Here is a 12,558-nt window from a genome sequence, read left to right on the forward strand (position 1 = left end):
AAAAATTTGTCAAAAGAAGAGGGTTCAAAATTAACTGAAAATTCTTTATTATATAAAGGAGGCATAAAGAAAAGGGAGGATATTTTATGAAGCGAGAAGAATTGTTGGCGCCACCGTCTTATAATTTAGTTTCTGAAATAGAGAAATATACAGGTGATAAAGGGAAGTTAGCTTTAATTTGGCAAGATGATAAAGGGAATCGAAGGGAAGTTACATACGCTGAATTAATGCAAGGTGCGAATAAAATTGGAAACGCTTTTATAAAAAGTGGTTTGCAAAAAGGGGACAAGCTTCTCATTATGATGCCGCGTTTAATTGAAGCGTACATGACGTATATTGCTGCTATTAAAGCAGGATTTGTCGTAATTCCAAGCTCGGAAATGTTACGTAAAAAAGATATAGAATATCGAATTGGACATGGAGAAGTAAAAGCGATAGTAAGCTATGAGCCGTATATTAGGCAGTTTGATGATATAGAAGCGATGGAATCTCTTCGAAAATTTGTCCTGAGCGAGCAGTCAGTAGATGGATGGATTAATTTAAAAACAGCGTTAGAAACAGAGAGTGACATGTTAGAAATGGCGAAGACAGATAAAGAAGATATGGTCTTTTTATCTTACACGTCAGGAACGACAGGAAATCCAAAAGGTGTCGTTCATACACATGCGTGGGCATACGCTCATTTACGTACGAGCGCTCCAAATTGGCTCGGAATTGAAGAGAATGATATTGTATGGGCAACAGCTAGTCCAGGCTGGCAAAAGTGGATTTGGAGCCCGTTTTTAGCAACTTTAGGATCAGGGGCAACAGGGTTTGTATATCACGGTAAGTTTGAACCGAAAACGTACCTAAACTTATTAGACGATAATAAGGTGAATGTACTTTGTTGTACACCGACTGAGTATAGATTAATGGCAAAGGTAGAAGATTTAAGCCAGTACAATTTAGAGGCACTACATAGCGCTGTATCGGCAGGTGAGCCGTTAAATAGAGAAGTCATTGAAACGTTCAAAAAGCACTTTCATATTACAGTGAGAGACGGCTATGGGCAAACGGAAAACACATTACTTGTTGGTGTAATGAAAGGGATGGATATTAGACCAGGATCAATGGGGAAACCAACGCCAGGTAACCATGTCGATATCGTAAATGAGGAAGGTACTCCAGTTAAAGTAGGCGAAGTTGGTGATATTGCAGTTCACATTGAAACGCCGGCCCTCTTTAAACAATATTACAAAGACGATGAGCGTACAGCGATGCAATTTCGCGGTGATTATTATATTACAGGTGATAAAGCGAAGAAAGATGAAGACGGCTACTTCTGGTTTGAAGGGCGCGGCGATGATATCATTATTAGCTCTGGTTATACAATCGGGCCGTTTGAAGTAGAGGATGCACTTGTAAAACATCCTTACGTAAGAGAATGTGCAGTTGTCGCAAGTCCTGATGAAATTCGTGGAAGTGTCGTGAAGGCATTTATCGTATTAAGAGAGAATATAGAAAAGAACGAAGAAATATTAATTCCAACACTCCAACAACACGTCAAAGAACTCACTGCACCATATAAATACCCTCGCAAAATTGAATTTGTAGATGAACTACCAAAAACGATTTCTGGAAAAATTCGCCGTATTGAACTTAGAAAACAAGAGATGGAGATTCCGTCAAAATAATTTTGAAAACAGTGAAGTAAATAGTTGAATGAAATGTAAATCAATGATAAAATAAAAACGAACACAAGTTCGATTTTATAAATTTAAAAAAGAGGTGTCCGTATGATTTTAGGTATTAATCCGTACTTAGTTTTAGATGGTAGTGGGCAAGAAGCTGTACAGTTTTATAAAGAGGCTTTAGATGCAAAAGTAGAAGTCATGCAAACTTTTGGTGACATGCCTGAAAATCCAGAATACCCGATTCCAGCTGAAGCGAAAGAGCGCGTTTTACACGCTACTTTAAAAGTTGGTAATACGGATCTTATGATTTCTGATACATTCCCAGGTCAAGGGCATGCAATCGGATCTCAAGTAACAATCGCAATTCAAATTAGTAATGCAGAAAAAGCAAAAGAAGTATTCGATAAGTTACAAGAAGGTGGAGAAGTTATCATGCCACTTCAAGAAACATTCTGGAGCCCAGCATACGGACAAGTAAAAGATAAATTTAATATTGAATGGCAAGTTACAACATCTACTACCGAACAAAAGTAATTTTTAGAAAAGCACCATGTTTTGAAATGGTGCTTTTTTTTATACAATAAAAAATAAAGGAGATGGGATATATGGGAGAAATTTGGTATGGCGGCACCATTTACACAGTGAGAGAAGAAAATGAAAAAGTGGACGCTGTTTACGTTGAAAACGGTACGATCGTTGATGTTGGAAGTAAAGAAGAGTTAGAAAACCAATATGCCGCGGTTACATTGTACGATTTAAAAGGCAAAACAATGATCCCAGGTCTCGTTGATAGTCATATGCATCTTATTGGGCATGGAGAGAGATTACTCCGTCTAGATTTATCAAATTGTACATCTTATGGCGAAGTGCTTACTCTTGTTCAGAAGCGAGTGGAAGAAGCTCCAAAGGGCTCTTGGATTATTGGAGAAGGATGGAATGAAAATAACTTTACAGATACGAAAGATGTTCATGCGCGTGATTTAGATGAAATTTCGAAAGAACATCCCATTTTATTAAAGCGAGTTTGTCGTCACGTTACATGGGTGAATTCATACATACTGCAAGAAGCGAATATAACAGAAAAGGCAGAAGATCCAAAAGGCGGGAAAATTGGTAGAGATTCATCAAATAAGTTAACAGGGCTTTTATATGAACAAGGGCAAGAATTAATTAAACATGTTCAGCCAGAAATTGATGAAGCTTATTTACAAAGAGCTCTGCAAACAGCGATTAAAGATTGCTGGAAATACGGACTTGTTGGCGGGCATACGGAAGATTTAAATTATTATGGTGGTTTTAGAAAAACATATAATGCGTTTTCTCACGTTATAAAAGAAATGCCATTTAAAGCCCATTTGCTCGTTCACCATGAAGTAGCACATGAACGAAAAGAATATGAAAATGAACATTGTATTGAATTTGGAGCAATGAAAATTTTCTCTGACGGTTCTTTTGGCGGAAGAACAGCATTATTAAGTGAACCGTATGAAGATGCGAAGGAAACAAATGGAGTTGCGATTTTCTCACGTGAAGAACTTGCGGAATTAGTAAAGAAAGCACGAGATTTACATATGCCAGTTGCGATTCATACTATCGGTGACTTATCGCTTGAATATGTCATTGATGCACTCGAATTATATCCACCAGCAGAAGGGTTACGTGACCGTATTATTCATTGTCAGCTTGCTCGTGAAGAGTTGATAGAAAGAATGAAAAACTTGCAAGCCATTATCGATATACAGCCAGTCTTTCTTTCATCAGATTTTCCGTCAGTCATTGAAAAACTAGGCGAGCACCGTCTTCGTTATGCGTACGCTTGGAAGACGTTACTGGAGGCAGGATTACACTGCAACGGTGGCTCAGATGCTCCTATTGAACAAGTGAATCCGTTTCTAGGCATATATAGCGCTGTTACACGTAGAAGTTTTATTGACGGTATATGCTATATGCCTGAGGAAAGATTAACGGTTTATGAGGCTGTTTCTTTATTTACAACAGGAAGTGCCTATGCAATCGGAAAAGAAGCGAAGCGAGGGCAAATTGCAAAAGGATATGAAGCAGATTTTACAATATTAGACCGCAATATTTTTGAAATTGAGGCAGAAGAAATAAAAGAAGTACAAGCAGAAATGACCGTAATAGATGGCCAAGTTGTCTATAGAAAAGATGCGTAAAAATATATGAGCGGTTTTCGGAATATATCGAATTACCGACAAAAACTGACAAGAATAACGGCCGGATAGTAAGAGAGTATTGTTCGCGTCAATCGGGGGAAATAAATAACCGCAGAATTATGGAATTTCATAATTCTGCGGTTATTTTAATCTTATAAAAACGTTCTCTGTACTTTTTCCCAGAAAGAATTGTTTTTTAATTTAACTGTTTTAATTTGTTTATCGCTTAAGCGTACAACAGCTTTTTCCACTTGTTTAATGCTAAGCGCTTCGTTATCCATGCCGATAACAGGATAATCGTTACCGTCTGGTCTTAGTTTTAAAGTTAATGTACGTTCGTGATTTAAAATGAAAGGTGAACCGAGCGTACGGTAAGTGTTGTTGTTTAAAGATGCTAGTTCGCTTACTTGGAAACATGGGATAAGCGGGTCAACAACTGCACCATGCAATGATTTATTGTAAGCAGTACTTCCTGTTGGGGTAGAAACCACTAAACCGTCCCCTCTAAATGTTTCGAAATATAAATCATCAACATGAACATCTACAACGAATGTTTTAATAATGCTAGAACGTAATGAGAACTCATTTAAACAATGGAAAGATGTACTGCCATCTACATCTACTTGAATTGTTGGATATTTTCGCACTTCAATTTCATTTTTTGTAATTTCTTGAAGGGCTGTATCAACGTGATCAATATGGAAATCGCAGTAGAAAGAAATTTCATCTTTCGTAGAAATCCCTGCGTATAAGCAATCTTCTCTAAAACCAGTTTTACGAACGGCTTGTAAGAAGGTTGCATCATCTCCAACACTGACGATAGCGTTTGCATTTTTTGGATGATCTAATATGGTAAATCCATTCTCTTCTAAAATACGATAGATTGGTTTCATTTTTTCAACGAGCGTTGCTTTGTCATCACCATAAAAGAAAAATAAATTGCGACGATCTGCCATTATGTATCCCTCCACTGCAGTTAAATTTTCTGTTTTTCGTGCTACATATCATTAGAGTCCGTTCCCTGATGATATGTTCAAATAATATATTTCGATATAAATTGTCAAAATACCTTTTTATTTTTAGAAAAATTTTTATATTCAATCTTATAAAACTCTGTTTAACGATGAATAAACTTGTCGATAATGGGTACGGAGTGAAAGGATGATACGTATGAAGTGGCTCGTAATTGGAATAATAATTCTTCTTCTTTTTATTTTGTTTATACTATTGTCGAAAATAAAACTTAAGGTGACATTTTTATATTCAGAAATGGAAAAGCAATGTTTGCTTCAAGTGAAAATATGGATGATTCGATATACATTTGATGTGTTGGAAAGAATTGAAAAACAGCAGAAAAAGACAGGACAGAAAATCGAAAAAGCTGAAGAGGACGGCGGACTCGATAATAAAATTATGGCGCAACTTGACAGCATTGGTGAACTGATAAAAAAGCTTCAAGAAGTTCATACTATTGTTAAAGATTTTCTCAAACGAGTGAAAATCAATGGTTGGAAATGGCATACACAAATTGGAGCAGGCGATGCAGCTAGTACTGGAATTGTCACTGGATATGCATGGGGGACAAAAGGTATGGCTGCTGGAGTTGTCGGACAATATATGCATATTGTCGACGTACCAGAATTTGAAATTACCCCAGTTTTTCAAGGGAAAGGATTTGCATCAAGATGCGAGTTAACAGCATCTTTTCGTATATTCCGCGCTATAAAAACTGGCGTCAAATTACTCGTATTTATGAGAAGACAAAGATCTGGTATGACAGAAAAATCTGTTCAAGCATAGGGGGGATATAGAATGGACCATCCAATTCAAGGTTTAATGACAACAGCAATGCAGCATTTAAAACAAATGACTGATGTAAATACAATTGTTGGTGACCCAATTAAAGCGGCAGATGGAAGCGTAATTCTTACAGTTTCGAAAGTAAGTTTCGGATTTGCTGCTGGTGGAAGTGAATTTGGTAAAGTAGAACATTCAGGCCGTCATCCATTTGGCGGGGGAAGTGGTGGAGGAGTTTCTATTAATCCTGTTGCCTTTCTTGTTATAAATGGAGATGGTGTGAAAGTATTGCACTTAGATAAACAAACACACGTCATCGATAAGATAATTGAATTAGCGCCACAAGCTGTTGATAAAGTGAAAGAAATGATGGATAAACGAAAAGAAGATGATCCTGAATTTCAAATTTAACGAATAAAGAAGCTAATCAATAGGTTAGCTTCTTTAATTTTTTTGTAAATAAAGCGATTTTATTTGCATTATCGATAGGGACAAACTATCATTTACATTGTACATATTTTGTTTAAATAAGGGAGGATTTTCAAGTGGCAAACGTAACTTTTAAAGGTAATCCAATGACTTTAGTTGGAACAGAAGTTAAAGTTGGCGATCAAGCGCCAAACTTCCAAGTATTAGCAAACGACTTATCTCCAGTAAGTTTAGAAACATACAAAGGCGAAGTGAAATTAATTAGTGTTGTACCTTCAATCGACACAGGTGTGTGTGATGCACAAACACGTCGTTTTAACCAAGATGCAGCAGGTATTGAAAACGCGAAAGTATTAACAATTAGCGCTGATTTACCATTCGCTCAAAAACGCTGGTGTGCAGCAAACGGTTTAGAAAATGTTGTAACACTTTCTGACCACCGCGACCTTTCATTCGGTGAAGCTTACGGCTTAGTAATGAAAGAGCTTCGTTTACTTGCTCGTGCAGTATTCGTAGTAGATAGCAATGACAAAGTAGTTTACGTAGAATACGTAAGCGAAGGTACAAGCCATCCAAACTATGAAGCAGCATTAGAAGCAGCTAAATCTGCGAAGTAATGTGAAGAAAATGACCTCTTATAAGGAGGTCGTTTTTTCTCATATATTGCTCTGTAACGGCATCGATATATGAGAAAAAACGTTATATCATATATAACTAAAGGGGAGCTCTTTACAGGAGGTCGCTTTTTCTTTTTGGAAAAAATCACTTTGTGGTATGATATAAGTTATGTGTAAAAGAGAGAAGGAGGAATGTACGTGAGTCAGACAGTAGAAACATTATTTTCTATTTTTGATTCTTCTGCGGTAGTTTTACGTAAAGAATTAGATGTAACATATTTAGAGGCGCTTGTAGAAACAGGTGATAACTTGTTTGAGGGAGCGATTTTACAAGAGGAATTATCCGAATCAGCAATTGAAAGGCTGAATCGTGAATATAGTACGTTTAATGAAGAAACATATAAAGGTGAAGAAATTCGTAAAGCATTTCAGTTAGCCATCTTAAAAGGAATGAAAGAAGGCGTACAAGCGAATCACGAAATGACACCTGATGCAGTTGGGATGTTCATGAGTTACTTATTCCATAAATTTATGCAAGGTCAAAATGAAATTACAGTTTTAGATCCTGCAATTGGAACAGGTAACTTAATGACTACAGTGTTTAATAGCGCCAAAGAAGGACTAACAATGAGTGGATTTGGTGTAGAAGTGGATGAAGTGCTAATTAAACTTGCTTTAGTAAATGCAAATTTACAAAAGCATGCAATCGAATTCTTCCATCAAGATGGACTAGCACCACTTTATATCGATCCAGTTGATGCAGTCGTTTCAGACTTACCGGTTGGTTATTATCCAAACGAAATTGGTGCAAGTGAATATAAATTAAAAGCAGATGAAGGAATGTCGTATGCCCATCACTTATTTATTGAACAAAGTGTGAAACATACGAAAGAGGGCGGTTACTTATTCTTCTTAGTACCAAACTTCATTTTTGAAAGTGACCAAGCACCGAAATTACATGCATTTATTAAAGAAACATGCTTTATTCAAGGGTTATTACAGCTTCCTGTTTCCATGTTTAAAAACGAGAAAAATGCAAAAAGTATATTTGTTCTCCAAAAGAAAGGCGCTAATGTAACAATGCCAAAACAGGCGTTATTAGTGGAGTTGCCTAAATTCTCTAACATGAAGGCGATGGAAGACATTATGGATCAATTAAATACTTGGTTTGCAACACATAAATAAAGCTAGGTATATGTAACAGCATTAGTGATTTATGTAGTACAGTTTTATATAATATGTCATATTTTTAAATATATACAAGATTTAACTGAATTTTTTTGAAATCTGTAATATATATTTTTTCTTGGTGTTACAATTTTTTCACTTGAAATATATGTCGGACGATGTTTAAATTAAAATCGTGAGTATAAAATTTGCTAATGATGAAACGTTTTCATATTTAGTGAATTTGATCAGATAAAATCGAGCGGTTTGTGGAAACATCCACACAACTACCAAGAGAAAAAGGGGCGAAAGACTAGATGTCAAAAATCATCGCGATTAACGCAGGAAGCTCTTCCTTAAAATTCCAATTATTTGAAATGCCAAGTGAAACAGTATTAACAAAAGGTTTAGTAGAACGTATCGGTTTAGAAGATAGTATCTTCACTATTACTGTAGATGGCGAAAAACAAAAAGAAATTACAAACATTCCAGATCACGCAGTAGCAGTTAATATGCTTCTTAAAAAGTTAACTGAAAACGGAATCGTTAAATCTCTAGATGAGATTGGCGGTATCGGTCACCGTGTTGTTCACGGCGGCGAAAAATTTGCTGACTCTGTTTTAATTACTGATGAAGTATTAGCTGATATCGAAGAATTAAGCGATTTAGCACCACTTCATAACCCAGCAAACGTTGTTGGTATTAAAGCATTCCAAGAAGTATTACCAAACGTACCAGCAGTAGCAGTATTCGATACAGCATTCCACCAAACAATGCCGGAATCTGCATTCCTATACAGCTTACCATATGAGTACTATGAAAAATTCGGCATCCGTAAATACGGTTTCCACGGAACTTCTCATAAATATGTAACTGAGCGTGCGGCTGAATTATTAGGTCGTCCAATTGAAAGCTTAAGCTTACTTTCTTGTCACTTAGGTAACGGTGCAAGTATCGCAGCAGTAGAAGGCGGTAAATCTATTGATACTTCTATGGGCTTCACTCCACTTGCTGGTGTAACAATGGGTACACGTTCTGGTAACCTTGACCCTGCGTTAATTCCATACATCATGGAAAAAACAGGCCAAACAGTAGAAGAAGTAGTTAACGTATTAAACAAGAAGAGTGGTATGTTAGGTCTTACTGGTTACTCTAGTGACCTACGTGACATCATTGCGAAAGAAGAAGAAGGCGACCACCGTGCGAAAGTAGCACTTGATGTATTCGTAAGCCGTATCCACAAATACATCGGTTCTTACACTGCTCGTATGAAAGGTGTAGACGCAATCATCTTCACAGCTGGTGTAGGTGAAAACAGTGCGATTATTCGTGAGCGCGTATTAGAAGGCCTTGAGTACATGGGCGTATACTTCGATGCAAAACGTAATAACGTATTCGGTGAAGAAGCATTCATCAGCTTCCCACACTCTCCAGTAAAAATTATCGTAATTCCAACTGACGAAGAAGTTATGATTGCTCGTGACGTACTACGTCTTGGAGATATTGGTTAATATATGAAAAAAAAGACGAGATCCTATAGGATTTCGTCTTTTTTCTTTTGGATGTATTTTAAAACTCCATCCGGATATAATATTTTTTCTTTCTGAATGAATGCCGTAATAGGAATCCATTTCGCATATGCTACTGTTTCCTCATCTTGTATATTTAATATTTTCATTTCATATAGTGACGTGTCTAATAAACGCAAAGAATATAGTTGAATAATTTCATGACCAATGTCTCCATCTAGATGAAAGACATTTTCTAAACAGCCTAAATAATTGGTGATTTCCACTTCTGTATGAAGCTCTTCCCTAAATTCACGAATAACGGTATGTGCTGATTGTTCACCAAGTTCAATTGAACCACCAAGAGGTCGGTAAAATGTTTCATCGGCTGAATGATATTCTTGTACGAGAAGACGCCCGTGATGTATAGCAATGCCAAAAGCCTTTGCACGTGGATACATATACAATCACTCCTTATTTTTTTGTATAAGGAAGATTATAATATTTTTTGTAGTAAAGGTGTCATGTATTTAAGAATGTGGTCTAATCGTAATTCCATCAAATAAGTCTTTCCAAAATGCTTCATTGTATTGGTATACATCCATAATAGGACATTTCATAACGCAAATACGTTGTAATCCCCAATCTTCTTGGGTGATAGTTGGTATATCGGCAGGAATTAGTAACAGGACAGAGAATGTATGTGTAACGATTTGAGATAAACTTTGTTCTAGGGAACATGCTTCTTCATATGTTCCTCCAGTTCGAATAAATAATATGGATTCTGCCGTTTCAATTGTAGCTAGAAAACGATTAATACGATGTTCATAGTTTAACTTAATTTCTGTATAAGAAGGCCAAGAAGTTGGTGTATTTACATCTGTTTTAAAGTCATGACAGGAGTCAATTTCATAAAGGTTGTCCCTTAATCTTAATTTTGCATCATCATCCCAAAATGAGATGAAGGATAAATTTTCGAAATTTAAAAAGCGGTCAAATCGATTTTGTAATAATACATTCACTTTTTCTAATGAGGGACTTAGCATAAAATCAATAACGCCAAAAAATGGTGATAATTCTAATTGATATAATGCCCAAGCGGGCCAGCAGTTTTGTCCTAAGCTGAATACCGCATTATATTCTTTTTTTATATCGGATAGATTCATGTGATTTATCTCATCCTTTTTGTTAATATTTTATGCCATTCAAAAATGGTATGTGAATAAAGATAGACAAGCATATTTGCAAAGAATAAGCAGAAATATGTTACAATAGAAAAAAATCGAACGAGGTGGTTGTTACGATGCGATCGAAGCGAGAACAAGCCATTTTAGACAATATAAAAGAATGGGAAGCGCAATTAGTTGAGCAAGAAGCGACCGATTTTCAAAAAGTGTTTGATAAATGGTTACATGCTACAGTTGCGAAATTACCTGAGAAAAAGCGAAAAGAATTCTTCACGAAAGCAGATGGATGGCTCTTTCATTTGCATGCATTTATTCAAAGTTCACAAGCACAGTTAGATGCACGTAATCGGATTTTAGGAACATCAAGGTTATTTGATGAATCGATTGAACAGCTTGAAGATTTGAAAGCATTATCTATTGATCAATTAACATACATAGCAGAGCAGCAAACAGCACGTCATCGTCTATATTCATTTGTACAAGGTGGGGCAACAGGTGCTGGAGGTTTATTATTATTAACGGCGGATTTTCCGGTTATGATCGCGTTAAATGTGAAGGCAGTCCAACTTATTGCAACATCATTTGGACATGATGTGAACAAGCCGTATGAAATGATGCTTGCGTTAAAGGTGTTTCATGCGTCATTACTACCAGGAAGACTTCAGCAATATGCATGGTACAATTTATTGCAAGAGCTGGAGCAAGAAGATTCGTTCTTTTACGAAGGAGACGAAGCAGTGCTACAAACAGCTTCTACTGAGGTTGTGTTAAAACAAATTTTGAAGACATTTTCGATTTATGCTCTTCGTCGTAAATTATTCCAAGGTATACCGGTAATTGGAATGGCAATTGGATCTACAGTGAATTATCGTTTAACAAGAAACGTTACTGAATTTGCAAATAGATTTTATCAAGTGCGCCATATAGTCGAGAAAGAAAAAAGAGCATAAAAAAAGCGAGAGGCCGAAGCCTTTCGCTTTTTTAATTTGTTGCATGTTTTTTGGACATTGGAACAGATACTGGCTGCTTTTCTGCTGTTTTTTCTGTTTTTGGATAATAAATTAAATCCAATGTTTTTGCCTGTACGGCAATCGAAAGAATAGTAAAAGCAATTTCTGTCCAATTTAAATAATATAATGAAAGCGCAAGAACAATCGCGTCAAAGACGAAGAAAATTTGCCCAATTGTAAAACGAGTTCGTTTACTTAATACAATTGTTAAAATATCGTCTCCACCGGTTGCACCGCCAAATCGTAATATAAAACCGAGTCCAATACCAGCTAACGCACCGCCAACTACTGCAGCTATAAATAAGTTATTTGATAAATCTACCGTAAATGGAGAATAATTTTCCATAAAGGAATAAAATACTCCGAATGAAATTGAACCTAGGAATGAATAACCAACCATTTTTCTACCTAAAAATGAAGCGCACAGTAAAATAATTGGGATATCCATTAATACAGTTGAAATAGATGGTGAAATATCATAAAAGTTTTGAATGAATAGTGCAATTCCTACAAATCCACCTTCTGTTAAGTGGTTTTGGAAGTGAATGTGATATAGCGCTGCTGCTAAAATAAATGAACCGATTAAAACCATAAAAATTTCTTTAATAATTTGCCGACTTTGGATGTTCCTCATCGTTATTCCTTCTTTCCGTAGTTAGTAGTCCTTTTTGTGTTGTAAACTAACTACGAGCTCACATGTAGCTTTCAGTTAGTTTACGAAAAAACTAACTACGCTATATGTCGCTGAAGAAATAACGAATAATCCTCTCGTCCATCAATTCTCCCTACCTTCGTTTTAGTTTAAGTCTTAAAACGACTAAACAAAACGTGGAGTAGGATTCGTCATTTAGCAATCCTGCTCTTCTTTGTTTTGTTTAGTTAGTAACAATTAAGTCCTAAACAAAACGCTATGTGTAAGAAGAGTCTTTTTTTTGCCAAATTATCCTTCGGGCAATCATAATTTCCCCACTCTCGTATTTTTTTCGCTAGACTAAA

Annotated in this window: 13 protein-coding genes; 9 read left to right on the forward strand and 4 right to left on the reverse strand. The window is 36.2% G+C overall.

Features of this window, described 5'->3' with window-relative positions:
- Positions 1-86: 86 nt before the first annotated feature.
- The 3 genes from mbcS (at position 87) to ACZDYH_RS00245 (ending at position 3,847) form a co-directional block, all read left to right on the forward strand.
- Positions 87-1,673: an acyl-CoA synthetase MbcS gene (gene mbcS / locus ACZDYH_RS00235; RefSeq protein WP_000817766.1), complete on the forward strand. Its 1,587-nt coding sequence runs from the start codon at positions 87-89 to the stop codon at positions 1,671-1,673.
- Positions 1,674-1,775: 102 nt separating this feature from the next.
- Complete coding sequence (locus ACZDYH_RS00240) at positions 1,776-2,207, forward strand: VOC family protein (protein WP_000600350.1); 432 nt, start codon at positions 1,776-1,778, stop codon at positions 2,205-2,207.
- 71 nt (positions 2,208-2,278) lie between these two features.
- On the forward strand, positions 2,279-3,847 hold the full coding sequence (locus tag ACZDYH_RS00245) for an amidohydrolase (protein ID WP_016123446.1): 1,569 nt from the start codon (positions 2,279-2,281) through the stop codon (positions 3,845-3,847).
- 152 nt (positions 3,848-3,999) lie between these two features.
- Here the strand turns inward: ACZDYH_RS00245 and ACZDYH_RS00250 are convergent, their stop codons facing one another.
- A complete protein-coding gene (locus ACZDYH_RS00250; RefSeq protein WP_000785177.1) occupies positions 4,000-4,803 on the reverse strand; it encodes an NAD kinase in 804 nt (267 codons plus the stop codon).
- A gap of 205 nt (positions 4,804-5,008) precedes the next feature.
- Between ACZDYH_RS00250 and ACZDYH_RS00255 the strand changes: the two genes are divergently transcribed.
- The 5 genes from ACZDYH_RS00255 to ackA all read left to right on the forward strand — a co-directional run bounded on the left by ACZDYH_RS00255 (position 5,009) and on the right by ackA (position 9,368).
- Entirely contained in the window at positions 5,009-5,647 is a 639-nt protein-coding gene (locus ACZDYH_RS00255) for a DUF2953 domain-containing protein (protein WP_002164419.1), read from the forward strand.
- 12 nt (positions 5,648-5,659) lie between these two features.
- A complete protein-coding gene (gene ytfJ, locus ACZDYH_RS00260; RefSeq protein WP_000350003.1) occupies positions 5,660-6,055 on the forward strand; it encodes a GerW family sporulation protein in 396 nt (131 codons plus the stop codon).
- A 134-nt stretch (positions 6,056-6,189) separates the two neighbouring features.
- Positions 6,190-6,690: a thiol peroxidase gene (tpx, locus tag ACZDYH_RS00265; RefSeq protein WP_000024529.1), complete on the forward strand. Its 501-nt coding sequence runs from the start codon at positions 6,190-6,192 to the stop codon at positions 6,688-6,690.
- A gap of 198 nt (positions 6,691-6,888) precedes the next feature.
- The gene (locus tag ACZDYH_RS00270) at positions 6,889-7,875 is read left to right on the forward strand and encodes a class I SAM-dependent methyltransferase (RefSeq protein WP_000084367.1); all 987 of its coding nucleotides are present in this window, start codon (positions 6,889-6,891) and stop codon (positions 7,873-7,875) included.
- A 299-nt stretch (positions 7,876-8,174) separates the two neighbouring features.
- On the forward strand, positions 8,175-9,368 hold the full coding sequence (gene ackA / locus ACZDYH_RS00275; RefSeq protein WP_000034575.1) for an acetate kinase: 1,194 nt from the start codon (positions 8,175-8,177) through the stop codon (positions 9,366-9,368).
- A gap of 23 nt (positions 9,369-9,391) precedes the next feature.
- Here the strand turns inward: ackA and ACZDYH_RS00280 are convergent, their stop codons facing one another.
- Together ACZDYH_RS00280 and ACZDYH_RS00285 are read right to left on the reverse strand one after the other, a co-directional pair.
- Positions 9,392-9,826: an NUDIX hydrolase gene (locus ACZDYH_RS00280; protein ID WP_000283468.1), complete on the reverse strand. Its 435-nt coding sequence runs from the start codon at positions 9,824-9,826 to the stop codon at positions 9,392-9,394.
- 69 nt (positions 9,827-9,895) lie between these two features.
- Entirely contained in the window at positions 9,896-10,531 is a 636-nt protein-coding gene (locus ACZDYH_RS00285) for a DUF1796 family putative cysteine peptidase (protein WP_001053733.1), read from the reverse strand.
- 137 nt (positions 10,532-10,668) lie between these two features.
- Here ACZDYH_RS00285 and ACZDYH_RS00290 point away from each other — a divergent pair, with 137 nt between their 5' ends.
- Positions 10,669-11,502: an EcsC family protein gene (locus tag ACZDYH_RS00290; protein ID WP_001256850.1), complete on the forward strand. Its 834-nt coding sequence runs from the start codon at positions 10,669-10,671 to the stop codon at positions 11,500-11,502.
- A 31-nt stretch (positions 11,503-11,533) separates the two neighbouring features.
- Here ACZDYH_RS00290 and ACZDYH_RS00295 read toward each other — a convergent pair whose 3' ends face one another.
- Positions 11,534-12,196 carry a YitT family protein gene (locus ACZDYH_RS00295; protein WP_001244515.1) on the reverse strand — a complete coding sequence of 221 codons (663 nt, stop codon included), beginning with the start codon at positions 12,194-12,196 and terminating at the stop codon, positions 11,534-11,536.
- Positions 12,197-12,558: the final 362 nt, after the last annotated feature.

The organism is Bacillus sp. EB V-12 (assembly GCF_056158125.1).

Bases quoted from the DNA above. Each gene is read 5' to 3' on its own strand.
- ACZDYH_RS00285 (WP_001053733.1), bottom strand. From the start codon at position 10,531: ATGAATCTATCCGATATAAAAAAAGAATATAATGCGGTATTCAGCTTA.
- ACZDYH_RS00280 (WP_000283468.1), bottom strand. From the start codon at position 9,826: ATGTATCCACGTGCAAAGGCTTTTGGCATTGCTATACATCACGGGCGT.
- ACZDYH_RS00295 (WP_001244515.1), bottom strand. From the start codon at position 12,196: ATGAGGAACATCCAAAGTCGGCAAATTATTAAAGAAATTTTTATGGTT.
- ACZDYH_RS00290 (WP_001256850.1), top strand. From the start codon at position 10,669: ATGCGATCGAAGCGAGAACAAGCCATTTTAGACAATATAAAAGAATGG.
- ytfJ (WP_000350003.1), top strand. From the start codon at position 5,660: ATGGACCATCCAATTCAAGGTTTAATGACAACAGCAATGCAGCATTTA.
- ACZDYH_RS00255 (WP_002164419.1), top strand. From the start codon at position 5,009: ATGATACGTATGAAGTGGCTCGTAATTGGAATAATAATTCTTCTTCTT.
- ACZDYH_RS00240 (WP_000600350.1), top strand. From the start codon at position 1,776: ATGATTTTAGGTATTAATCCGTACTTAGTTTTAGATGGTAGTGGGCAA.
- ACZDYH_RS00250 (WP_000785177.1), bottom strand. From the start codon at position 4,803: ATGGCAGATCGTCGCAATTTATTTTTCTTTTATGGTGATGACAAAGCA.
- ackA (WP_000034575.1), top strand. From the start codon at position 8,175: ATGTCAAAAATCATCGCGATTAACGCAGGAAGCTCTTCCTTAAAATTC.
- mbcS (WP_000817766.1), top strand. From the start codon at position 87: ATGAAGCGAGAAGAATTGTTGGCGCCACCGTCTTATAATTTAGTTTCT.
- ACZDYH_RS00245 (WP_016123446.1), top strand. From the start codon at position 2,279: ATGGGAGAAATTTGGTATGGCGGCACCATTTACACAGTGAGAGAAGAA.